Below are 23,591 nucleotides of genomic sequence, written 5' to 3'. Positions count from 1 at the left end.
CTCGGTTTGCTGCTGCGGGCTGTGCCCCAAAACACGCGCCCCGGGAGGAACGCCCGGAGCGAACTCAATGCTAACAACGCGGCGACTCATATTAGACTGGTTAGCACTTAGGCATGTCGAGTGCTAACCGCTGCGTGTCCGGCCACTGCGTATCCGGCGCGGCCGGCGGGCGGCGGCACCGGATGCGGGACAGTCGATAGGAGGTGGAGCGTGAGCGAACCGCGCAAACTCGAAGTGCTGCGCGCCATCGTGGAGGACTACGTCCATTCGCGGGAACCCGTCGGCTCCAAAGCGCTCGTGGAGCGGCACCACCTCGGCGTGTCCAGCGCCACGATCCGCAATGACATGGCGGCCCTGGAAGATGAGGGCCTCATCACGGCTCCACACACCAGCGCCGGACGCATCCCCACCGACAAAGGCTACCGGCTGTTCGTGGACCAGATTTCGGCGGTCAAGCCACTTTCGCCGGCGGAACGCCGCGCCATCCAGGCCCTGCTGGAAGGCTCCGACGACCTCGACGACGTCCTGGACCGGACGGTGCGGCTGCTTTCCCAGCTGACCAACCAGGTCGCCGTCGTGCAGTACCCGCACCTCAGCCGGGCCAAGGTGCGGCACATCGAATTCGTCCTGCTCGCCCCCCGCAAGGTGCTCGCCGTGCTGATCGCGGACACCGGCAAGGTGGAACAACGCGTGATCGACGTGGGGCAGGACCTTCAGGACGAGGCCCTGTCCGAACTGCGCACCCGCTTCCTCGGCAGCCTCACGGGGACGCCGCTGAACCTGCTGCCGCAGTCCCTGCAGTCCCTGATCGGCAGCTGCCCGCCGGCGCGGCGCAACGCCGCCCAGGCGTTGGCCCGAGGCCTCGAGGCCCTGGCCGCCAGCAGCCGCGAGGAGCGGATGGTCATGGCCGGAACCGCCAACCTGGCCCGCTCCAACGTCGACTTCCCGCTGACCATCGGCCCGGTCCTGGAAGCCCTCGAGGAACAGGTGGTCATGCTCCGCCTGCTGAGCGACATGGCCGCAGACCCACGGGGCGTCACGGTCAGCATCGGCCGGGAAAATCCCTACGACGGGCTCGCCGAGGCCTCTGTGGTGGCCACCGGCTACGGACCGGACGCGACGGCGAAAGTCGGGGTGCTGGGTCCCACCCGGATGGACTATCCGACCACCATGGCCGCCGTCCGGGCGGTCGCACGCTACCTTTCAAGGATTCTCGGCCCCTGACGGGCCGCGTCCACCCGCAACAGGCAGTGCCCCACCGGCAGTACAAAAAGGAAGAGATACACACTTTGAGCAGCCATTACGACGTTCTTGGAGTCTCCCGCGAAGCCACGGGAGAAGAGATCAAGAAGGCTTACCGCAAGCTGGCGCGCAACCTCCACCCGGACGTGAACCCCGGGGATGACGCCTCCGACCGGTTCAAGGCCGTCACGCACGCCTACGAGGTGCTGTCCGATCCGCAGAAGCGCCGGATCTACGACACCACCGGCAACGAGAACGGCACCGACAATGGCTTCGGCGGCGGCAGCTACTCCGGCCAGGGCTTCGCGTTCCAGGACATCTTCGAGACCTTCTTCGGCGCCGGCGGGCAGGCCGGACCGGCGTCCCGGGTCCGCCGCGGGCAGGATGCCCTCATCAGCGTCCGGATCGACCTCCGCGACGCCGTCTTCGGCGTCAACAAGAAACTCGAAGTCGACACCGCCGTCACGTGCCCCACCTGTGAAGGCTCATGCTGCCGCGAGGGCAGCCACCCGGAACGCTGCGACATCTGCGGCGGCTCCGGCCAGGTCCAGCGCGCCGTGCGTTCCATCCTCGGCCAGGTCATGACCACGGCACCCTGCGGGTCCTGCGAGGGCTTCGGCACCGTCATCAAGGATCCCTGCAACGAATGCGCGGGCCAGGGCCGCATCCGCAGCCGGCGCACCCTGACGGTCAAGGTCCCCGCCGGCGTCGCCACCGGCACCCGCATCCAGCTCTCCGGGCAGGGTGAGGCAGGCCCCGCCGGCGGACCCGCCGGCGACCTCTACGTGGAGATCCGGGTCAACACCGACGCCACGTACGTCCGCGACGGCGACGACCTGCACGCAAGCCTCAACATCCCCATGACGGCCGCCGCACTCGGCACCGAGCTCACGCTCGACACCTTCGACGGCCAGCAGGAGATCGACGTGAAGGCCGGCACCCAGTCCGGCGAGGTCATCACCCTCCGCGGACTCGGCGTCACCCACCTGCGCGGCTACGGCCGTGGCGACCTCAAGGTCCATCTCCAGGTCGACACCCCTGCCAAGCTCGACGCCGCCCAGGAGGATCTGCTCCGCCAGCTCGCGAAGCTGCGCGGCGAACAGTTCACCGAAGGAAAACTCGCCGCGAGCGGCGGGGTCTTCGCGAAGCTCCGGGACCGGCTCGGTAACCTGTAGCGGTGAGTAACCCGGTCTTTTTCACTGCCCCCGGCACCCTGGACGGGCTGGCCCCCGGGTCCGTCTTCGTCCTTGACGGACCCGAGGCCCGCCATGCGGTCACGGTGAAGCGTCTTGGTGTGGGGGAGGCCGTCGACATCGCCGACGGCGCCGGGAAGCGGCTGACCGGCGCCGTGTCCGCCGTCGCGCCCGGCGAGCTGACGGTGGAATGCTCCGGGCTGTCCGAGGAGCCCCTGCCGGAGGTCCGGCTGGTCCTGGTCCAGGCCCTCGCGAAAGGCGACCGGGACGAGCTCGCCGCGGAGACAGCGACCGAACTGGGGATCGACGCCGTTGTGCCCTGGCAGGCCGAACGCTCGATTGTCCGCTGGAAGGCCGAACGCGCGGCCAAGGCCCACGCCAAGTGGCAGTCGGTCGTCACGGCGGCGGCCAAACAGGCACGCCGTGCGTGGATCCCGGAAGTCCGCCCCGCCGTCGACGGCGCCGGCCTGCAGGCGGCAGTGGCCGCCGCGGACCTCGCCATCATCCTGCATGAGGACGCCGTCCGTCCGCTGCGTCAGGTGCTGGAGGCCTGGCACCACACCAGGGCCGGTGGCGCCGGCTCGGGCAGCGACGGCCCGGGTGGGGGCCGCGAGGTGCTGCTGATCGTCGGACCCGAGGGTGGCATCAGCCCGCGGGAAGTCACCAGGCTCTGCGACGCCGGCGCGGTGACAGCCTTGCTGGGGCACCATGTGCTGCGCTCGTCCACGGCCGGTCCCGCCGCGACGGTCCTCGCCAGCGACATCCTGGGCCGCTGGTAGCCCGGGTTCAGCCCAAGACGCGATCGGCTGCTCCATAACGGCCCTTCTGAGGGTTCAGAACGGCCGTTACGGAGCAGCCGATGCCAAATCCGGCAGGGTTGCCCTATTTAGCAGGAGCTGCCCTATGTGACTGTGAACCCGCGGGTATCAACGTTCAGGTCCTCGGCCGGATTGCCATCCTCAAGCTGGGAGACCCGGACCTCATAGCTGCCGGGGCCAAGGTTGACCGACAGGCTGAAGGCTCCCGATTGGCCTGCCTCGGCAGAGACCGTGACCGTCCCGTTCAGGTACTTCGTCTCGACGCTGCCGTCGATGCGCAGAATCTCCCACCGGAGCTTGCCGCCCGCAGCGGTGCTGCGGCCGGAGATCTTGACCGCACCGTCCGCCACGGAGGTCCCTTCCTGGGGATCGATGATCCACACCGGGGCGACCATCCCTGCGCTGCGTGACGTCGGGGAACCAAGCCGGACATGGTTGAAAGCGACATAGTCGGTATGCCCGTCCACCAGCACCACCACCTGGATCTGCTGGCCGGCGTCGATCAGCCCCGCGCTGGCAGCGGCCGCCGTCGCGGTGTAAACGAGCTGCTGCACCGCCCGCTCGGCCATGGCCGGATCCACATTGCTGTTGAAAGCGTCCGCCGACATGTCCACGGTGATGACGTTTTTGCCGGAGATGGAGCTTGCCAGCTTCTTCGGGTTCTGCCAGGGAGTGAAGAAATCAGGATCGAGGGGCTTCTGGGACATCATGACCCGGACCGCCCGCGTGACGGGGTTGTCCTGTTCCGGGACATCACGGAACTCGCGGTAAAGGAACGTGCTGTCATTGCTCCGGCCGATCCAGTACACCGGCGCCTTGTTGGACGCCTGGGACGTTTCCAGCGGTGCGCTGGTGGTCGGCGCGGATGCCTGGGCAGACAGGGCCTGGGCCGGCGGGCTGGAGTCCGTGATGCCGGGCTGGGGGGTGGCCACGCAGCCGGACAGGGCCAGCGCAGCAGGCAGCACCACCAGCAGCACGGCCCGGCGTGTCCGCCTGCCTGCTGCTGTCTGCCCCATCCCGCGTTGCCTGATGGCCGCCGCCTTCGCTGCTCGGTTACTGATTGTCCTGCTGTCCGCTCACCGGCTGAAAAGACGTGGCGGAGGCCGATTTCCAGCATCGCACACGGGCCCGGCGCGAAACCGTGGATTCAGCCAGCGGCCAGGAACTGCAACGGGAACGATATCCGGCTGATACAAAGTTGATACCTAACGTTCCGATCCCCGCTTAGGCAGGACAGGCCAACCGCCGGCCGGCACGGTACACGAGGACTTCGGCTGGGACAGAGCCCTCTTTGCCTACTCCTCGGGTGCGCCGGACCCAAGCCAGTCAGCTGCCATGGACTTCGGACGCCACGTCATCCCGCTCGTCCGGCAGGAAATCGCGCACCGGAAGGCCACCAGGCGTCCTGCTGGGTGCCGTTGATCCGGCGTCGTCCGACCGCCCCGGCGCGGGCGCAACGCCGGATCCGAACGGGCGCCGGGTCCGCCGTGCTGGCGTAAGATGGACGTACCCGTTGCCCCGGCCGCGGACGGCGAGCACCGCCGTCGGGCCGGATCACGGCACAGACCATTTCCGAACTGGAGGGGACCAGAGGCCCGCGGGCCAACACCATGACTGAAGCAGCGAACGGCAAGGCCCGGATCAGCGCCGGAGAGCGCTCCGCAGGTGAATTCCCCCACTCCCTACCAGGGCTGCGGACGGAGGTAGTCCTGTTCGACAGTTCCGATCAGATGGTCCAGTCCCTCGGCAGTCATGACGAGGCCCTGCGCTTCATCGAGACCCAGTTCCCGGCCGTCGACTTCCACGTCCGCGGCAATGAGCTCGCCATCAGCGGGCCTGCCGCCGACGTACCGCGGATCATGCGCCTGCTCAACGAGGTCCGGGGCCTCGTCGCCCGGGGCACCGTCATCACTCCCGCTGTCCTGCAGCAGCTCGTGTCGATGCTCCGGACCCAGTCCCTGCAGAACCCGGTCGACGTGCTCACCCACAACATCCTCTCGAGCCGGGGCAAGACGATCCGGCCAAAGACGCTGAACCAGAAGAACTACGTGGACGCGATTGACGCCAACACCGTGATCTTCGGCATCGGACCGGCCGGTACCGGCAAGACGTACCTGGCGATGGCCAAAGCCGTCCAGGCGCTGCAGCAGAAGGAAGTCACGCGGATCATCCTGACCCGTCCCGCCGTCGAGGCGGGCGAGCGGCTGGGGTTCCTGCCCGGCACGCTCAGCGACAAGATCGACCCCTACCTGCGCCCGCTTTACGACGCCCTGCACGAAATGATGGACCCCGAATCCATTCCGCGGCTGATTGCGGCCGGCACCATCGAGGTCGCCCCGCTCGCCTACATGCGCGGACGCACGCTCAACGATGCCTTCATCATCCTGGACGAGGCGCAGAACACGACCCCGGAGCAGATGAAGATGTTCCTCACCCGGTTGGGCTTCGGCTCCAAGATGGTGGTCACCGGTGACGTCACTCAGGTGGACCTGCCCTTCGGGACCCGGTCCGGTCTCCGGATCGTGGAGGACATCCTGCAGGGCATCGAGGACGTCAATTTCACCGTCCTGGACGCCTCCGACGTCGTCCGGCACCGCCTGGTGGGCGACATCGTCAACGCCTACAGCGTCTGGGACGAGATCCAGAGGAACCGGGTCAAGCATTCCGTGGCCCGCGACAAACGGGGAGACCAAGCGTGAGCATCGAGGTCAACAACGAATCCGGCGTCACCGTTGATGAGGCGGAGCTGGTGCGGCTGTCCCGGTTCATTTTCGAGCGTCTCTTCATCCACCCGCAGGCCGAGCTGTCGATCCTGCTCGTGGACGAGCCGGCCATGGAGAAGCTGCACATCGAACTGATGGACGAGCCCGGCTCCACTGACGTGCTCTCGGTCCCCATGGATGAGCTGACGCCAGGCACACCGGACAAGCCCACCCCCCAGGGCATGCTCGGCGACATCGCCATCTGCCCGCAGGTCGCCGAGGTCCAGGCGGTGAACGCCGGCCACTCCACCCAGGATGAAATGCTGCTGCTCACCACGCACGGCATCCTGCACCTGCTCGGCTTCGACCATGCCGAGCCGGAGGAGAAGGAAGAGATGTTCGGCCTCCAGCGCGAACTGCTCTCTGCCTTCACCGGCAAAGACGCCCCGTCAGAGACGATTCAGTGACGCCACTGATCCTTGCCGGCATGGCGCTGGTGTTTATTAGTTTTGCGGCGTTCCTGACCGCGGCTGAATCTGCCTTCAACTACCTTTCCCGGCATGAGGCCGAAGCTGCGATCCTGCAGAGCCGCGGCAACGCGCTGAAGCGCATCATGGCGCAGCCAATCGCGCATATGCGGGCCCTGCGCTTCTGGCGCATCTGGTTTGACATGGCCTCAGCGGTCGCCGTGACCGTGTTGCTGAACAGCCTGCTCGACAACGTCTGGCTCGCGGGGCTGATCGCGACCGGCGTCATGGCGGTGCTGGGCTTTGTGATCGTGGGCGTGTCCCCGCGGCAGATCGGCCGGATGCACTCCGCCGGCCTGGTCCGCTTCAGCGCCCCGCCGATCCGCTGGCTGTGCTGGGCGCTCGGACCAATCCCCGGCTGGCTCGTCACCGTGGGCAGCGCCGTCGCCCCCGGTACCCCCGCGGATACCCAGGCCTTCTTCAGCGAAGAGGAATTCCGGGAGCTGGTGGACCGCGCCACGGAGTCCGACGTGATCGAGGACAACGAGGCCGAGCTGATCCAGTCGGTGTTCGATTTCGGCGATACCCTGGTCCGCTCGGTGATGGTGCCCCGCACCGACATCCTGAGCATCGACTCCGGTTCCAGCCTGCACCGGGCCATGTCGCTGTTCCTGCGCTCGGGTTATTCCCGGGTCCCCGTCATCGGCGAGAACACGGACCAGGTCCTGGGCATCGTCTACCTGAAGGACGTGGCCGCGGTCATCCACAACCTTGGCCCCGACGAGGTTCCCCCGGCCGTTGACGAACTGGCCCGCGGGGTGCGCTACGTGCCTGACTCCAAACCGGTGAGTGAACTGCTGCGCGAACTGCAGAAGGAATCAACCCACGTCGCGATCGTGATCGACGAATACGGCGGCACCGCCGGGCTCGTCACGCTGGAGGACCTCATCGAGGAAATCGTCGGCGAAATCGTCGACGAGTACGACACCGAGAGTGCGGAGGCGGTGGAACTCGGCGACGGGACCTACCGGGTCAGCGCGCGGATGAGCATCGAGGACCTCGGCGAACTCTTCGACCTGGAGCTCGACGACGACGAAGTGGACACCGTTGGCGGCCTGCTCGCCAAAGCCCTCGGGCGGGTGCCGATCGTCGGCAGCGCGGTCGAGGTCCATGGGCTGTCCCTCCGGGCCGACCGGCTTGAAGGCCGGCGGAACCGGGTCAGCCACATCATTGCGTCCGCCGTACCAAAAGAAGAAACTGACCTTGAAGACCTTCTCGACGAGGCCGCACCAATCCAACAGGGAGTCTCACGTGAGCAAGCAGAATAAGTCCGACGGCGAAGCCGCACACGGCGGCTACCGGGCCGGGTTTGCCGTGCTGGTCGGGCGGCCCAATACAGGCAAGTCCACCCTCACCAACGCCCTGGTCGGCCAGAAGGTGGCCATCACCTCGGCCAAGCCGCAGACCACGCGGCACACCATCCGCGGCATCGTGCACCGGGAGGACGGGCAGCTGATCCTCGTGGACACACCGGGCCTGCACCGCCCGCGCACCCTGCTGGGGAAGCGGCTGAACGAACTCGTCGCCGACACCCTCGCCGAGGTCGACGCGATCGGCTTCTGCCTGCCGGCCAACGAGAAGATCGGCCCCGGTGACAAGTTCATCGCCGCCCAGCTCGCGGCCATCGGCAACAAGCCGGTCATCGCGATCGTGACGAAGTCCGACACCGTGGACCGCCAGGCCCTCACCGAACAACTGCTCGCCGTCGACGCCCTGGGCCGCGAGGTCCTCGGCGAGGACGGCTGGAAGGATATTGTCCCGGTTTCCGCCGCCGACGGCTTCCAGGTCAAGACCATTGCCGACGTGCTGATCGGCCTTATGCCGCTGTCGCCGCCGCTGTACCCGGACGGACACCTGACGGACGAACCGGAAGCCGTGATGATCGCCGAACTCATCCGGGAAGCTGCCCTCGAAGGCGTCCGCGACGAACTGCCGCACTCCCTCGCGGTTGTCGTCGATGAGATCGTCCCGCGGGAAGGGCGGCCTGAAGACAAGCCGTTCCTCGACGTCCGGGTCAACCTGTACGTGGAACGCCCCTCCCAGAAAGCCATCATCATCGGCAAGGGCGGCGCCCGGCTCCGCGAAGTCGGCACCAACGCGCGGAAGGGGATCGAGGCGCTGCTCGGCGCGCGCATCTACCTGGACCTGCACGTGAAGGTCGCCAAGGACTGGCAGCGTGACCCGAAGCAGCTCGTGAAGCTCGGTTTCTAGGCGCATTCCGGCGCTGTACCGGCCTCCGCCACGGCCTCCGCCGCTCCCATGGATCCCGCAATCGGGGAATTCCCAGATTCGGACTCTAAAATGGTCGGACCCCGTTCGTGAAAGAAGGCTCAACCTTGTCTCGACCCCGTGAAGACCGCGCAGGCGGAGCCGGATTCCCGGTTCGGCCCGGTTCTGCTGCCCGGCACACGGACGACCCCTCGCTCGGACCGGCACGGCACCTTGGCTCAGCCCGCGGCATGCCCGGCTGGCTGAAGATCGGGACCGCCGTCGTCTCCATCCTTCTGGTCGCGGTCATTGCCTTCGGCGCCTACTGGGCCATCCGCCTGCAGGGCAACATCACCAAGGCATCGCTGGGGGCCGGAAGCGAGAAGACCGAGGGCGCGGTGGACGACTCGCGGGACCGGATGCAGATCCTGGTCCTTGGCTCGGACACCCGTGACGGGAAGAATTCGCAATACGGCGGGGCCGGCGACTCCACCGGCTACGGGCACTCCGACGTCATGATGCTGCTGGACATCTCTGCTGACAACAAGCGTGTCAACGTCATCAGCTTCCCCCGGGACCTGCTCGTTGATATCCCGAAGTGCACCGACCAGGAAACCAAGCGGGAGTTCCCGGCCCAGAAGAACGTCATGATCAACGCGGCCATGTCCGAGGCCGGCATCGGCTGTGCCGTGGACACCGTGAACAAGCTCACGGGCCTGGAAATTGACCACTTCATGATGGCGGACTTCAATTCGGTCAAGGAACTGTCCAACACTGTCGGCGGCGTCGACGTCTGCATCAGCGACGCCGTCTACGATCCCGACTCGGGGCTGCGGCTTCCCAAGGGCACTTCCAAGGTCCAGGGCGAGCAGGCCCTGGCGTTCCTGCGTGCCCGCCATGCCTTCGCCGACGGCGGTGACCTCGGCCGGATCAAGGGCCAGCAGGGGTTCCTGTCCGCGCTGGTCCGCAAGATCAAGGACGACGGCACCCTCAGCAACCCCGCGAAGACGCTTCAGATCGCGGATGTCGTCACCAAGAACCTCACGATCGATGAGGGCATGGCCTCGGTCCCGACGCTGCTGACGGTCGCCAACCGGCTGAAGAACATCGACGTGGGCAAGGTGGCGTTCGTTGCCGTGCCCACGGCGCCCGCTGTCAGCGACGTGAACCGCCTGCAGCTCGCCGAACCCGCGGCGTCGCAGCTGTTCGCCGCGATGCGCAAGGACATCGACCTGACGGACCCGACCGCGACGCCGAGCCCGTCCGCCTCCCCGGACGCCAGCGCCGGTGCCAGCGCCAGCGCGGAGCCGACACCCAGCCAGAGCGCCGCCGCCTACGACAAGGCAGTTCAGCCCGTCACGGTGGCAAACGGTTCCGGTGTTTCGGCGCGGACCCAGGAGATCATCAAGGCCCTCACCACCGGCGGCTTCACCCAGCTCGCCCAGCTGGCCGCCCGGCCCGTAGCGGCCACTGCGGTCTACTACGGTGCGGGTTACGGGGATGTGGCCGCTGACGTTGCCACGCTGCTGGGGATCCCGGCGGCCCAGGTGCTGCCGGCCGCCGGCGTCAACGGCGTCCAGGTCTACCTGGGCAGCGACCTCGTGGGCGGCACCGCGAGCGGGGACGCCCCCGTGGAACTGCCCTCGGACATTGTCAACCAGACCGCCGGCGACGTCGTCTGCCAGCAGGCCAACCCGGCACTGATCACGCGCTGACGAAGCCGCGTCAGAAGGGCGCCGCGGCAAAGAAGAGGGCTGGCCGCAGGAGTTTTCCTGCGGCCGGCCCTCTCTTGTGTCCGGGCTGTAGTTGGGGACGGCGCCTACCAGATGCTGACGCGACCGGCCGGGGGCATCCACATGCCGTCCTGTTCCGCGGTGCCGAAAGCTTCGTGGAAGGCGTCAAGGTTCCTGGCGATCTGGTTGGTGCGGAATTCGTTGGGAGAGTGCGGATCCGTGGCGAGCCGCCGGATCGCTTCCTCGTTCCGCATGACCTGGCGCCAGCCGGCAGCCCAGGACGCAAAGAAGCGCTGCACACCGGTCAGGCCGTCCAGTACCGGCGGCTCCTGGCCGTCGAGGCTGATCAGGTAGGCCTTGTAGGCAATCGTCAGGCCGCCGAGGTCACCGATGTTTTCACCGAGGGTCAGTTTGCCGTTGACGGTGTGCCCCGGCGCTGCCGTGGGGGAGAGGGCATCGAACTGGGCCACCAGCCTGGAGGTCAGCGACTCAAAGGCCGTGCGGTCGTCCTCTGTCCACCAGTTCCGGAGCAGGCCGCTGCCGTCGTACTGGGAGCCCTGGTCATCGAAGCCGTGGCCAATTTCGTGGCCGATGACGGCTCCGATGCCGCCGTAGTTGACGGCGTCGTCAGCGTCGGCGGTGAAGAACGGCGGCTGCAGGATGGCGGCCGGGAACACAATCTCGTTGAGCAGCGGGTGGTAGTACGCGTTCACCGTCTGCGGCGTCATGAGCCACTTTTCCCGGTCCACGGGCTTGCCCACCTCATCAAGGTGCCGGTCGACGTCGGCGCTGTGCGCCCGCTCCACATTGCCCAGCAGATCCGCCGGGTCGATCTCCACCGCGGAGTAGTCGATCCACTTGTCCGGGTAACCAATCTTGGCACGGAAGGAATCGAGCTTCTTCAGCGCCTCATGTTTGGTTTCCTCGCCCATCCAGGCAAGGCCGGCGATGGATTCGCGGTAAGCCTCGATCAGGTTCGCCACCAGCGACTCCATCCGGTCCTTGTGGGTTTCCGGGAAGTGCCGGGCAACGTAGATCTGGCCGACCGCCTCGCCGAGCGCGGCCTCGACGACGGCGACCCCCCGCTTCCACCGGTCCTTGTTGCGCGGCGTTCCGCTGAGCGCGGTGCCGTAGAAGGCGAAATTCGCATCAACCAACGCGGCGGAGAGATAGGGGGCGGCCGCGCTGATGACGCGCAGCGCGAGCCATTCCTGCCAGACGGACAGCGGCTCGGAGTCCAGCAGCGATGCTGCCCCGGCAAAGAAATCCGGGGTGCTCACGACGAGTTCGGCGCGCTTCTCCGGCGCGATCGCGGCGGCGTCGAACCACGTCGTCAGGAGCGGGAAGAGCTCCGTCGCCTCATCGGCTGACTTGAGGTTGTAGGTCTTCTGCGGATCACGAAGCGTGACTTTGTCCCAGTGGTGCGAGGCGAGTGCCGTCTCCAGCGCCACGACGCGGCCGGCCGCGTCTTCCGGGCCGGCGACGCCGGCCAGGCCGAAGACGGTCTTTATGTGGTCCGTGTAGGCCTGCACCACCGGCGCGAACTTCTCCTCGCGGTAGTACGACTCATCGGGCAGGCCCAGCCCGCCCTGGCCGGTGTACAGCAGGATCCGGTCCGGGTTTCCGGCGTCGGGGGCGGGATAGATGTAGAAGAGGCCGCCCACGTCCGCACGGACCAGGCGCCCTGCCAGTGCCACGAGCCCGGCGACAGACTCTGTGGAGAAGACCTCGTCGAGCCGCTGCCTGATCGGGTCCAGGCCCCTGGCTTCCACCGTGGCCTCGTCCAGAAAGCTGTTGTAGAGGTCCCCGATCTTCTGCTCGATCCCGCTGGAATCCGTGCCCCGGCCGGCCGCGTCCTCGATGATTTCCTTCACCGCGAGTTCCGAGCCGTCCCGCAGCGCTGTGAACGTCCCCTCCAGGGGCCGGTCATCCGGGATCTCGGTGCTCTTGAGCCAGGTGCCGTTGACATGCTGGTACAGGTCATCCTGCGGCCGGACAGAGAAGTCGATGTTGGACAGGGCGATCCCCGAAAGTGGCACGGATGCTCCTTTGAGAGGCAGCCCGGCGCCGCCTTGTTACGGGATACCGGTCTGCATGGTGGACGTTACGAAGGTGTGGCTCCTTCATCTTACGCACCCGTGTTAGTGTGAAATGGTGCGCGCAGAACTGCTTCTTCTTAGCTGCCGCGGCGAGGCCTCAGACGCGATCTAGCGCAAGGCCCACCCTCGCTGCGGAGTTTGTGTTGCCCGGCCACCCTTTCACCAGGAATCACAGAAAAGGCCCCGATTGTAATGCGAAACGCACAGAAATCCTCAGGAATGCCCGTCCACCGCTACGTCCCGTTCCAGGACCTGATCACGGTTGAACTTCCGGACCGCACCTGGCCGGACAAGGTCATCACCAAGGCCCCGCGCTGGTGCGCCGTGGACCTGCGTGACGGCAACCAGGCCCTGATCGACCCGATGAGCCCGGCCCGCAAGCTGAAGATGTTCCAGCTGCTGGTCCGGATGGGCTACAAGGAAATCGAAGTCGGGTTCCCCTCCGCGTCTCAGACGGACTTCGACTTCGTCCGGCAGCTGATCGAGGGCAACCACATCCCGGACGACGTCACCATCCAGGTCCTCACCCAGGCCCGCGAACACCTGATCGAGCGGACCTACGAGTCCCTCGTCGGCGCCAAGCAGGCGATCGTGCACCTCTACAACTCGACGTCGGTCCTGCAGCGCCGGGTAGTTTTCAACCAGGACGAAGACGGCATCCTGGACATCGCACTCCAGGGCGCGCGGCTGTGCAAGAAGTACGAGGAGACCCTGCAGGACACCCACATCACCTACGAGTACTCACCGGAATCCTTCACGGGGACCGAACTGGAGTACGCCGTCCGGGTCTGCAACGCCATCGCCGACGTCTTCGAGGCCTCCGCCGACAGCCAGGTCATCATCAACCTGCCGGCCACGGTGGAAATGGCCACCCCCAACGTCTACGCCGACTCCATCGAGTGGATGAGCCGGAACCTGCACCCGCGCGAGGGCATCATTCTTTCGCTGCACCCGCACAATGACCGCGGAACGGGCGTCGCGGCCGCGGAGCTGGGCTACCTGGCCGGTGCCGACCGGATCGAAGGCTGCCTGTTCGGCAACGGCGAGCGGACCGGGAACGTGGACCTGGTGACCCTGGGCCTGAACATGTTCGTCCAGGGCGTCGACCCGATGATCGATTTCTCCGACATCGACGAGGTCCGGCGCACCGTGGAGTACTGCAACCAGCTGCCCGTGGCCGAGCGCGCACCCTACGGCGGGGACCTTGTCTTCACCGCATTCTCCGGTTCGCACCAGGACGCGATCAAAAAGGGCCTGGAGGCGCTGGAGAAGGACGCCGCCGCCGCCGGCAAAAACGTCGCCGACTACCCCTGGCAGGTCCCGTACCTGCCGGTCGACCCGAAGGACCTCGGCCGCAGCTACGAGGCCGTCATCCGGGTCAACTCCCAGTCGGGCAAGGGCGGCGTCGCCTACCTGCTGAAGAACGAACACAACCTGGACCTGCCCCGGCGCGCCCAGATCGAGTTCTCCGGCGTCATCCAGAAGCAGACGGACACCATGGGCGGCGAAGTCAGCGGCGCCCAGCTCTGGCAGGTCTTCCAGGACGAGTACCTGCCCTCCGGTTCGGCTGACGCGCAGTGGGGACGCTACGCCCTCGGCCCGTTCAGCACCGAGACGGACGAGGACGGTTCCATGACGCTGCACGCCGCACTCAAGGTCGACGGCGCGGTGGTCCACCGCACCGGCACCGGCAACGGTCCAATCGCTGCCCTCCTGAGCATCCTGCGCGAAGACGGCGTCGACGTCCGGGTCCTTGACTACAGCGAACACGCCCTGTCCGAGGGCGGCAGCGCCCTCGCCGCAGCCTACGTCGAATGCGCCGTGGGGGAGCGCGTGCTGTGGGGCGTCGGGATCGACGCCAACACGTCCACATCCTCGCTCAAGGCCGTCATCTCGGCCGTGAACCGGGCCATCCGGGACGCGCGCGCCTGACCGGCGGGTCACTGCGCCGCCGGCCGATCCGCCGGCGGCGCAGTGCTGCTTTCCCCAATGGCAGCGTTTCCGTCCAAGACAGTGCGAAGATTAACCGTGGCCCAACCATCCTCCTTTGCCTCCCGCGCCTACCGTGATGACGGTGTCGTCCTGCGTACCCACAAGCTGGGCGAGGCGGACCGCATCATCACCATCCTGACCAAACACCACGGCCAGGTCCGCGCGGTAGCCAAGGGCGTCCGGCGCACCAGCAGCCGCTTCGGCGCACGGCTGGAACCCTTTATGGTCGCGGACCTGCAGCTGATTTCCGGCCGGAGCCTCGACATCGTCACGCAGGCCGTCGCCAAGGGGGCCTACGGCGGCAACATCGCCGCGGACTACGGCCGCTACACCGTCGCAGCCGCCATGACCGAGACGGCCGAGAAGCTCACCGACGTCGACGGCGAAGCGGGCACCGCCCAGTACAACCTCCTCGTCGGCGCCCTGGCATCGCTGAGCCGCGGGGACCACACCCCGGAACTCATCCTCGATTCCTACCTGCTGCGGGCCCTCTCCACCGGCGGCTGGGCACCGAGCTTCACCGACTGCGCGCGCTGCGGGGCCCGTGGCCCGCACAAGGCGTTTTCGGCCCCGCTTGGCGGCATGGTGTGCGCCGACTGCCGTCCGCCGGGGTCCCCCGCGCCCGCCGCGGAAACGGTCCAGCTGCTCGGCGCCCTGCTGACCGGGGACTGGACGAGAGCGGACGCGTCCGTCCCCGTGCACCGCCGCGAGGCAGCGGGCCTGGTGGCCAGCTACCTGCAGTGGCATCTGGAACGTGTCCTGAAATCCCTCAAACATGTGGAGCGAACGTAACTGTGGCGTTGGGTAGGAATGTGGCGTTGGGTAGGAATGTGGCGTTGGGCAAAAAGAAGAGTCCGGTCCGGCAGCGGAGCACCCCGGTGGTGAGCCCGTACCCGCACCCCTCCGGGGCCGTCCCCCCGGCCATCCCCGCGGAGTTCATCCCGCGGCACGTCGCCATTGTCATGGACGGCAACGGCCGTTGGGCCAACCAGCGCGGCCTGCCGCGGATCGAAGGCCACAAAGCGGGGGAACCGGCCCTGCTGGATGTAGTGGCCGGAGCCATCGAGCTCGGCATCGAGCACGTCAGTGTCTATGCCTTTTCCACCGAGAACTGGCGCCGCTCACCCGAGGAGGTGCGCTTCCTGATGGGTTTTAACAAGGACGTGCTACGCCGCCAGCGCAACCAGCTGGACGAATGGGGTGTCCGGATCCGCTGGTCCGGCCGGCGTCCCAGGCTGTGGGGCTCGGTGATCCGCGAACTGGAAGAGGCCGAGGACTTCACCCGTGGCAACAGTACTTGCACCCTGAACATGTGTGTTAACTACGGCGGGCGCGCCGAAATCGCGGATGCGGTGTCCGCCATCGCGGAAGAGGTGGCGGCCGGGCGGCTCAAGCCGGGCGCCATCACCGAGAAGACGATCCAGAAATATCTGGACGAGCCGGACCTGCCCGACGTCGACCTGTTCCTGCGCAGCTCCGGCGAGCAGCGGCTCTCCAACTTCATGCTCTGGCAGTCGGCCTACGCGGAGTTCGTCTTTATGGACACCCTGTGGCCCGACGTGGACCGGCGCACCTTGTGGGACGCCGTCGAAATCTATGCCCAGCGGGATCGCCGCTACGGCGGCGCGGTGGACGCGGCGGCACCTGCCGGGCCCGCCTGACCCCGGGCCCGCCAGCCCCAGCCGGCCCGGGTGCAGGGGCGGTCAGCCCGGGTACAGGCTTAGCCAGAGCACCAAATCGTCGTAGGCTTCCCGCCGCACAGCGCGGCGTGAGAGGAAGATGTCGTGGATCGCCCCCGGGTAGCGGAAGACCGCCGCCCGGCGGCCCAGCCCGAGCGCCCGGCGCGCCGTTTCCTCCACATCGATCACAGCGTCGACGTCCATGAGTTCCTCTGACCATTCGGGCTGGATCCGGGTGCGGCCCGACAGCATCACCAGCACCGGCGACGTGATGTCGAGCCGCCGCGCCACGGCCGCGTGGCCGGCCATGACTGCCTTCGTCCAGCCCGGCCTGACGGGGAACGCCTGCCTCGGCCGCCACGCGGGATCCACGACCCATTCGCCGTGCGCCGTGCCGCTCACGCTGTCCCAGTAGCCGGGCATGCTGGGCAGCAGCAGCGGCCGGCGCGGGTCCGTGCGCGCCAGCGGTTCCACCAAATGCATCGCGATGTTCCGGATCAGGCTGCTGCCCTGCAGTTCCAGCCAGGGCGCATTAAGGATCAGGGTGCCCAGCTGGCCCGGATTCCGGTCCGCCCAGAGCGCCGCCACGAGGCCGCCGAGGGAATGCGCGAGCACGTGCACCGTCGGATCTCCCGGGCGGCCGGTGCGTCCGGCGATGTCGGTGCCGATCACTGCCAGCGCCGCCGCAATGTCCTCGTCATAGACGGCCAGGTCGTCCGTGTAGCCGGGGGTCTGCCACTCCCGGAGGCTGCGTCCGAATTTCCGCAGGTCCAGGGCGTAGAAGTGGAATCCGCTGGCAACAAGGTGATCGGCGAGTTCGGCCTGCAGGAAATAGTCAGCCCAGCCGTGGAGGTAGAGGACCACCTTCTCCGGCGCCCGGATGCCCGGGACATCCGGGCCGCGGACCGCTGTTGCGGCCGCACCTCCGCCCGGGCCGGCATGCCGCACCAGGGTCGCGACAACGGGTCCCTCGTCGTCTGAAGACAGGGGCAGGTCCAGGCTCTGAAAGCGGCGGCCCAGCACATCGTCACGCCACAGCGGCCGCACCACGGGAACGCTCATGCGCTGCCGCCGTCGTCGAGCACATACGCGCGGAGCCAGCGGGCCAGCCGGGCATAGGCGTCGGCCCGGACGCGCGGGGCCGACAGGAACACATCATGCAGGGCCCCGTCGATCCGTTCCAGCGTGACGTTGCGGCCCAGGCTGAGGGCGCGCAGGGCGATGGTGTTGACATCCAGGACCGCGTCCGTGCGCCGCATCGATTCCTTCCAGAGCATCCCGTTGGCGCTGGCCCCGGAGATCAGGACGAGGATGGGGACGTCGATGTTCAGTCCCCGCGCCACCCGCGACTGGCCGGTGAGAACGGCGCTCAGCCAGCCCGCGCGGACGGGGAACGCCCGGGGCGGGCGGTAGTTGTCATCCAGCGTCCATTCGCCCTCTGCCGCGCTGCTGATGCTGCGCCAGTAAAAGGACCGCTCCGGCAGGCGGATGACGGCCTCGGGCCAGAACCGCGCGAGCGGCTCCACCATGGTCCGGGCGGCACGGCGCAGGGCAGGGCTGCCGTGCATTTCCAGCCACGGGCTGTCCAGGATCAGCTGCGAGACCACCCCCGGATGCCGGCTGGCCCACAGCGCCGCAATCAGCCCTCCGGTGGAGTGCCCCATCAGCGCCACGGATGGAGCTGTTTCCGCCGCAGGGTGCAGGGAGGCGATGATGCCGATCGCTGCGGTGATCTCGGCGTCGTAATCGTCCAGGTCCGCAACATAGCCGCCGTGCGCCCCGGCCTGCAGGCTCCGCCCGTGGTTGTGCATGTCCAGGGCGAAGAACGCGAAGCCCTGGCTGGCCCAGAATTCGGCGAGTTCCTCGTTGAAGAAGTAGTCGCTCCAGCCATGCAGGAACAGCACGGCCCGGGCCGGGTGCCCGCCGGGCGCACCCGCTCCGGGCATGTGCCGTACCAGCGTGGCGGTCCGTTCCACGCCGTCCGGGCCGGACGCCGGGAAGGCGCAGGCCTCGAAATCGTCGCCGAGGATATCGGATACCCACTCCACGGCAGGCACCTAGACCGCCGACGCCGCGGCGCGGCCGGCCGAGCGCCCGGAAAACAGGCAGCCGCCGAGGAACGTTCCTTCGAGGGCGCGGTAGCCGTGGATGCCGCCGCCGCCAAACCCAGCAGCTTCCCCGGCGGCGAAGAGTCCGGGGACCGGCTGCCCGGCGCCGTCCAGGACCCGGGACTGCAGGTCGGTGTGGAGTCCGCCCAGGCTTTTCCGCGTGAGCACCGAGAGCCGCACGGCCAGCAGCGGCCCGTGCCTGGGGTCCAGCAACCGGTGCGGCGGCGCCACCCGCATGATCCTGTCGGTGGCGAATCGTCGGGCGGCGCGGATCGCGGCGAGCTGCGGGTCTTTGCCCAGGCCGCTGTCGAACTGCCGGTCCCGGGACCGGATCAGCCGGTCCAGCCCGGCGGGGTCAATCAACGGCTGGCCGGTGAGGGCGTTCATGGCGGCGGCGAGTCCGGCGGGCGTGCCGGCCTGCAGGAAGTCGACCCCGCGGTCCAGGAAGCGCTGCAAGGGGCCGTCGCTGCCGGGCCGCAGCCGGGAGGCCAGCAGCCGGACGTCCTTGCCGGTGAGGTCGGGATTTTGTTCCGAGCCGGAGAGGGCGAACTCCTTGAGGGCGGTGGCCCTGTTGAGCACGAACCAGGAGTGTTCGTGGCCTGTGCCGAGGATATGGCGCAGCGCCCCGAGCGAATCGAACCCCGGGAACAGGGGAGCGGGGAGCATGCTTCCGGTGGCGTCCAGCCACAGGGCCGACGGGCCCGGCAGGATCCGGATCCCGTGCTGTGGCCACACCGGCGAATGGTTGTGGATGCCCTCGGGGTAATGCCACATCCGGTCCCCGTTGACGAGGCGGCCACCGGCGCGGGCAGCGGCGGCCAGGAACCCGCCGTCGACGGACGCCGGCACGCCGCTGAGCATCGTCCGCGGCGCCGGACCGCCCGGCCACTGCCGGCGGACGGTGTCGTGGTTGCCGCCGATTCCGCCGGTGGTCACCACCACGGCGGCGCCGGACGCTTCAAAGCTGCCGACGGCGACGCGCGAGGAGGCTTCGCCGCGGGCGGCGCCGCTGGGCTCCAGGATTTCGCCCTGCACCCCCGTGACGCGTCCCGCAGCCGTCACCACGCTGGCAGCGCGGTGGCGGAAATGGAACGAGACCCGGCCAGCCGCCTCGCCCTCGCGCAGCTTCGCCAGGAACGGTGCCACCAGCGCAGGACCGGTGCCCCAGGCGACGTGGAAGCGGGGGACGGTGTTGCCGTGGCCGTCAGGTCCGTAGCCGCCGCGTTCGGCCCACTGCACGAGGGGGAACAGCCGTACTCCCAGCGACGCGAGCCAGGCACGTTTTTCCCCCGCCGCGAAGTCCACGTAGGCGGTCGCCCAGTCCCGGGCGAGGGCGTCCTCGGGCCGGTCGAAGGCGGCTGAGGCCATCCAGTCGGCCAGGGCCAGTCCGGCGCTGTCCTTCACGCCCAGCCGGCGCTGTTCGGGGGAGTTGACCAGGAAGAGGCCGCCGAAGGACCAGTGCGCCTGGCCGCCCACGGAGGCTTCGGGTTCCTGGTCGAGCACGGCTACCCGGCGGCCTGCTGCATAGGCCTGTGCCGCAGCGACGAGCCCGGCCAGGCCCGCCCCCACCACAACCACGTCAGCGTCGATCACTGATCCGGCAGCCCGGCTGTGCGCCGTGCCTGGGGTTCCATAGTCGCTGCTCATGGCTTCATGCTAGCGCCCGGCGGCACGCGGGTTTGGTCTGGACCGCCGGAACGGGAAAACTAGAGCCATGCGCGTATATCCGACCTTCTTCCGGCTGGCCTTTTCATGGATGGACGCCGAACGCGCCCACACAATCGGCTTCCGGGCCATCCGGCTCGTCCATTCCTGCGGTGCCGGGCGGGTGCTGCAGAAGTTCACGGCCCCGGCGGCGTCCCTCCAGACCCGGGCGTTCGGCCTGACCTTCCCCTCGCCGTTCGGCCTGGCGGCAGGCTTCGACAAGGAGGGCCACGGCATCGAGGCCCTGGCCGAGCTTGGCTTCGGCCATGTGGAGGTTGGCACCATCACCGGGCAGTCCCAGCCCGGAAACCCGGCCCCGCGGCTCTTCCGCCTGGTCATGGACCGGGCCGTGATCAACAGGATGGGCTTCAACAACGATGGAGCCGCAGCCGTGGCGCCCCGCCTGAAGTCCGCCCGGGCCGCCCTGCAGCGCCGCCACCCGGGCGTCCGCCCGGTGATCGGGGTCAACATCGGCAAGAGCAAGGTGGTGGAACTGGAGGATGCGGTGGCCGACTACCTCGTCAGCGCCCGCAGCCTGGCTCCCGCGGCCGACTACCTCGTGGTCAACGTCAGCTCCCCGAACACCCCGGGACTGCGGCTGCTGCAGGATGTTCAGACGCTCCGCCCCCTCCTGACGGCAGTGGGGGAGGCCGCGGACCAGGCGTCCGGGCGCCACGTTCCGCTGCTGGTCAAGATCGCCCCGGACCTCAGCGATGAAGACATCGACGACGTCGCGCGCCTGGCGCTGGACCTGAACCTCGACGGAATCATCGCCACCAACACCACCATCGCCCGCACCGGCCTCTCAACGAGTCCGGAACAGGTTGCCGCCTGCGGCGCCGGCGGCCTGTCCGGGGCGCCGCTGAAGCAGCGGTCGCTGGAGGTGCTGGCCCGGCTGAAGGCGGCAACCGGCGGAAAGCTGGCCCTTGTCTCGGTGGGCGGCGTCGAAACCGCGCAGGACGTCCAGCAGCGGCTCGACGCCGGCGCCACCCTCGTGCAGGGATACACGGCATTCCTCTATGAAGGACCGTTCTGGGCCGCCCGCATCAACCGGCAGCTCGCCAGGCACCCGTCCCGGCGCTAGGCCACGCGTCCCCGCACGGGCATGTCCCGGGGAACGACGGAGCCCCCGGCAGTCCAACTGCCGGGGGCTCCTTGCTGAGGGGAATCAGGCGGGGTAGTCGCCGCGCTTGACGAGGGGCTTGGGAAGGCGCAGGCGACGGAACTGCAGCGAGCGCATGGAGCCGTACCAGACGGTACCGCGCTCCACGTCGCCAAACTTCTCCGCCAGGCGCTTCCTGAGCTTCCGGGACAGGATGAAGACGTCGACGAAGACGGCCAGGAACATCACCCAGAATCCGCCCAGGACGTAAATCATCTGCTCGCTGGAGGCCGGGACCAGGAGGGAGACGACCACGAAGATGAGCGCCCCGAACATCAGGTACTCGCCAAGACTGAAGCGGGCGTCCACATAGTCACGGGCGAAACGCTTCTGCGGGCCCTTGTCCCGCAGCGGCAGGAACTTCTCGTCGCCGGTGTCCATGGCCTGCCGCATCTTGAGCCGCTGCTCCTGGACCGCGGCACGCTCCGCGGCCTTGGAGGCCTTGCGGTCCTCCGGCACGAGCGGCCGCTTGCGGGCAGCCACCTGCGCGCTGCGCTTGGGCGTGGGCGCGCCCTTGCCGAGGGCGGTATCCCGGGCGGCTGCCCCGGCCGCCGGCTGGTCAACTAGGTCCTGCGCCGATGGCGCTTCTTTTTTACGTCCAAACACCCCTACAGAATACCCCGGGGCGGCGTGCGCGGGACCCGGCCCACACGGGGCGTGGCCCGTCGTGGCACTGTTTGAAGTGATCAGCGGCACGGGTAGTGTTCTGGCCATGACTCCATCACCCGCGGGGAACCCGCAAACCGCTCACGGCCGTGTCGGAAACGTCGACACCGAGGCCCTCCGCCAGGCCGTCACCGACTCGTTCGACACCACGATCGCCCAGTTGACCGAGCTCGTCGCCATCCCGGGCATCGCCTGGCCCAGTTTCGACCCCGCCCCGCTGGACGCCAGCGCCGACGCCGTCGCCGCACTGGTACGTGCCAGCGGCTTCGACGAGGTCCGGATCCTGCGCTGCGACAAGGAAGACGGGACGCCCGGCGGCCCCGCCGTGGTCGCGCGCCGGCCCGCCGCCGCGGGCAAACCGACGATCCTCCTGTACGCGCACCACGATGTCCAGCCCACCGGCGACCTGGCGCTGTGGGAAACGGAGCCCTTCACCGCCGTTGAGCGCGACGGGCGTCTCTACGGACGCGGCGCGGCCGACGACAAGGCCGGCATCCTGGCGCACATCGCCGCCTACTCCGCCGTGACCCGCGTGCTGGGCGACGATCTTGGCCTTGGCGTGACCTTCTTCTTCGAGGGCGAGGAAGAGGCCGGGTCCCCGACGTTCCGGACCTTCCTGGAAACCCACCAGGAGCTGCTGCGCGCAGACGTGATCGTCGTGGCCGACTCGAGCAACTGGAAGGTCGGCATCCCCGCGCTCACCACAAGCCTCCGCGGCCTGGTTGACGGCACCATTGAGGTCAAGGTCCTTGACCACGCCGTCCACTCCGGCATGTTCGGCGGCCCGGTGCTGGACGCGCCGACCCTGCTGTCCCGGCTCATCGCCACCCTGCACGACGACGACGGCAACGTCGCGATTGCCGGCCTCGCCAGCCGGGACGACGTCGCCGTCGACCTCTCCGAAGCGGAGTACCGGGCCGATGCCTCGGTGCTCGACGGCGTCCGGCTCGCCGGCACCGGCACCATCGCCTCCCGGATGTGGACCAAACCGGCGCTCTCGATCATCGGCTTCGACGCCCCCGCCGTGGACGTCGCCTCCAACACCCTCCTGCCCCGCGCCCGGGCCAAGTTCAGCCTGCGGCTCGCGCCCGGACAGGACCCGGCCGAGGCGATGGACGCCGTCCGCAGGCATGTGGAGGCCAACGCGCCGTTCGGCGCCCACGTGGTCTTCACACCGGGGGAGAGCGGCAACGCCTTCCTCACGGACACCTCCTCCAAGGCTGCCAGCGTCGCGATGTGGGCGCTCGGCGAGGCATGGGGCGTGCCGGCCGTGGAGACCGGCATCGGCGGCTCGATTCCCTTCATCGCCGACCTGACCGAGCTGTACCCGGACGTGCAGATCCTGGTCACCGGCGTCGAGGATCCCGATTCCCGGGCGCACAGCGCGAACGAATCCCTGCACCTTGCCGACTTCCGGAACGCCATCGTTGCGGAGGCACTGATGCTGGCCCGGTTGAACGACGAAGGACTGGCCTGAGCGGAGGGTCCTTGTCCTCCGTAGCGCCGGGTCCCCAGGGAACATCCAGCCTGCCGGGACGGTTACGTCAGGAGTTAGAGCTACAGGGCTGATCGACGTAGCATGTAGCTATAGCCCGTACCGTCCAAGTAGGGGCGGGGGGGGGGGGGGGGGGGGGGGGGAGGTGGGGGAGTGTGGTATAAGAGTACAGGCCGCAGAGGGCGAGGTCTATGAGGGATTCGCTACGGGCGATGTGCGTGGAGGACCGCTGGACCATGGTGACGTCAGCGCCGTGTTCCCAG

General features: G+C 68.3%; 19 protein-coding genes. 13 read left to right on the top strand and 6 right to left on the bottom strand.

Annotated features, from left to right (window positions below; translation table 11 throughout):
• The first annotated feature begins 210 nt into the window (after positions 1-210).
• From hrcA to ACZY0Y_RS08270, 3 genes are all read left to right on the top strand, one after another.
• Positions 211-1,224 (top strand): heat-inducible transcriptional repressor HrcA, encoded by a 1,014-nt coding sequence (gene hrcA, locus ACZY0Y_RS08280; RefSeq protein ID WP_463884624.1) that lies wholly within the window; start codon positions 211-213, stop codon positions 1,222-1,224.
• A gap of 65 nt (positions 1,225-1,289) precedes the next feature.
• On the top strand, positions 1,290-2,417 hold the full coding sequence (gene dnaJ, locus ACZY0Y_RS08275) for a molecular chaperone DnaJ (RefSeq protein WP_463884625.1): 1,128 nt from the start codon (positions 1,290-1,292) through the stop codon (positions 2,415-2,417).
• A gap of 2 nt (positions 2,418-2,419) precedes the next feature.
• Positions 2,420-3,214, top strand: a complete 795-nt coding sequence (locus ACZY0Y_RS08270) for a 16S rRNA (uracil(1498)-N(3))-methyltransferase (protein ID WP_463957370.1) — start codon at positions 2,420-2,422, stop codon at positions 3,212-3,214.
• 122 nt (positions 3,215-3,336) lie between these two features.
• On the opposite strand, the gene ACZY0Y_RS08265 is transcribed toward ACZY0Y_RS08270, so the two are convergent.
• Entirely contained in the window at positions 3,337-4,269 is a 933-nt protein-coding gene (locus ACZY0Y_RS08265; protein WP_463957369.1) for a GerMN domain-containing protein, read from the bottom strand.
• Positions 4,270-4,863: 594 nt separating this feature from the next.
• Between ACZY0Y_RS08265 and ACZY0Y_RS08260 the strand changes: the two genes are divergently transcribed.
• The 5 genes from ACZY0Y_RS08260 (at position 4,864) to ACZY0Y_RS08240 (ending at position 10,405) form a co-directional block, all read left to right on the top strand.
• Positions 4,864-5,952: a PhoH family protein gene (locus ACZY0Y_RS08260; protein ID WP_463884630.1), complete on the top strand. Its 1,089-nt coding sequence runs from the start codon at positions 4,864-4,866 to the stop codon at positions 5,950-5,952.
• Positions 5,949-6,422 carry an rRNA maturation RNase YbeY gene (gene ybeY / locus ACZY0Y_RS08255; protein ID WP_160665753.1) on the top strand — a complete coding sequence of 158 codons (474 nt, stop codon included), beginning with the start codon at positions 5,949-5,951 and terminating at the stop codon, positions 6,420-6,422. The genes ACZY0Y_RS08260 and ybeY overlap by 4 nt, the downstream gene beginning before the upstream one ends.
• Positions 6,419-7,750 carry a hemolysin family protein gene (locus ACZY0Y_RS08250; RefSeq protein WP_463957368.1) on the top strand — a complete coding sequence of 444 codons (1,332 nt, stop codon included), beginning with the start codon at positions 6,419-6,421 and terminating at the stop codon, positions 7,748-7,750. The genes ybeY and ACZY0Y_RS08250 overlap by 4 nt, the downstream gene beginning before the upstream one ends.
• Positions 7,734-8,693: a GTPase Era gene (era, locus tag ACZY0Y_RS08245; protein ID WP_463884634.1), complete on the top strand. Its 960-nt coding sequence runs from the start codon at positions 7,734-7,736 to the stop codon at positions 8,691-8,693. The genes ACZY0Y_RS08250 and era overlap by 17 nt, the downstream gene beginning before the upstream one ends.
• Positions 8,694-8,818: 125 nt before the next feature.
• Positions 8,819-10,405, top strand: a complete 1,587-nt coding sequence (locus ACZY0Y_RS08240; protein WP_463957367.1) for an LCP family protein — start codon at positions 8,819-8,821, stop codon at positions 10,403-10,405.
• Positions 10,406-10,509: 104 nt separating this feature from the next.
• Here the strand turns inward: ACZY0Y_RS08240 and ACZY0Y_RS08235 are convergent, their stop codons facing one another.
• A complete protein-coding gene (locus ACZY0Y_RS08235; protein ID WP_463957366.1) occupies positions 10,510-12,462 on the bottom strand; it encodes a M13 family metallopeptidase in 1,953 nt (650 codons plus the stop codon).
• Between the two features lie 252 nt (positions 12,463-12,714).
• On the opposite strand from ACZY0Y_RS08235, the gene leuA reads away from it, so the two are divergent.
• Genes leuA through ACZY0Y_RS08220 form a run of 3 tightly spaced genes read left to right on the top strand, consistent with a single transcriptional unit; the run spans position 12,715 to position 16,175 of the window.
• Positions 12,715-14,454 (top strand): 2-isopropylmalate synthase, encoded by a 1,740-nt coding sequence (gene leuA / locus ACZY0Y_RS08230; protein WP_463957365.1) that lies wholly within the window; start codon positions 12,715-12,717, stop codon positions 14,452-14,454.
• Positions 14,455-14,511: 57 nt separating this feature from the next.
• The gene (recO, locus tag ACZY0Y_RS08225) at positions 14,512-15,306 is read left to right on the top strand and encodes a DNA repair protein RecO (RefSeq protein ID WP_463957364.1); all 795 of its coding nucleotides are present in this window, start codon (positions 14,512-14,514) and stop codon (positions 15,304-15,306) included.
• A gap of 38 nt (positions 15,307-15,344) precedes the next feature.
• Positions 15,345-16,175, top strand: a complete 831-nt coding sequence (locus ACZY0Y_RS08220) for an isoprenyl transferase (protein ID WP_463884641.1) — start codon at positions 15,345-15,347, stop codon at positions 16,173-16,175.
• A gap of 42 nt (positions 16,176-16,217) precedes the next feature.
• Here ACZY0Y_RS08220 and ACZY0Y_RS08215 read toward each other — a convergent pair whose 3' ends face one another.
• The 3 genes from ACZY0Y_RS08215 to ACZY0Y_RS08205 are packed head-to-tail and all read right to left on the bottom strand — an operon-like array spanning position 16,218 to position 19,948.
• Complete coding sequence (locus ACZY0Y_RS08215; protein WP_463957363.1) at positions 16,218-17,255, bottom strand: alpha/beta hydrolase; 1,038 nt, start codon at positions 17,253-17,255, stop codon at positions 16,218-16,220.
• Positions 17,252-18,241: an alpha/beta hydrolase gene (locus tag ACZY0Y_RS08210; protein ID WP_463957362.1), complete on the bottom strand. Its 990-nt coding sequence runs from the start codon at positions 18,239-18,241 to the stop codon at positions 17,252-17,254. Before ACZY0Y_RS08210 ends, ACZY0Y_RS08215 begins: the two co-directional genes overlap by 4 nt.
• A 9-nt stretch (positions 18,242-18,250) precedes the next feature.
• Entirely contained in the window at positions 18,251-19,948 is a 1,698-nt protein-coding gene (locus ACZY0Y_RS08205; RefSeq protein ID WP_463957361.1) for an FAD-binding dehydrogenase, read from the bottom strand.
• A 67-nt stretch (positions 19,949-20,015) separates the two neighbouring features.
• Between ACZY0Y_RS08205 and ACZY0Y_RS08200 the strand changes: the two genes are divergently transcribed.
• Positions 20,016-21,089 carry a quinone-dependent dihydroorotate dehydrogenase gene (locus tag ACZY0Y_RS08200; RefSeq protein WP_463957360.1) on the top strand — a complete coding sequence of 358 codons (1,074 nt, stop codon included), beginning with the start codon at positions 20,016-20,018 and terminating at the stop codon, positions 21,087-21,089.
• Positions 21,090-21,173: 84 nt separating this feature from the next.
• Here the strand turns inward: ACZY0Y_RS08200 and ACZY0Y_RS08195 are convergent, their stop codons facing one another.
• Entirely contained in the window at positions 21,174-21,773 is a 600-nt protein-coding gene (locus tag ACZY0Y_RS08195; protein ID WP_463884649.1) for a DUF3043 domain-containing protein, read from the bottom strand.
• Positions 21,774-21,879: 106 nt separating this feature from the next.
• Here ACZY0Y_RS08195 and ACZY0Y_RS08190 point away from each other — a divergent pair, with 106 nt between their 5' ends.
• Complete coding sequence (locus ACZY0Y_RS08190; RefSeq protein WP_463957359.1) at positions 21,880-23,310, top strand: dipeptidase; 1,431 nt, start codon at positions 21,880-21,882, stop codon at positions 23,308-23,310.
• The last annotated feature ends 281 nt before the right edge of the window (positions 23,311-23,591 follow it).

It is taken from the genome of Pseudarthrobacter kochi, from assembly GCF_055412805.1.
The sequence above is the reverse complement of the archived record's forward strand: the minus strand, read 5'-3'. Positions and strand labels throughout refer to the sequence as shown.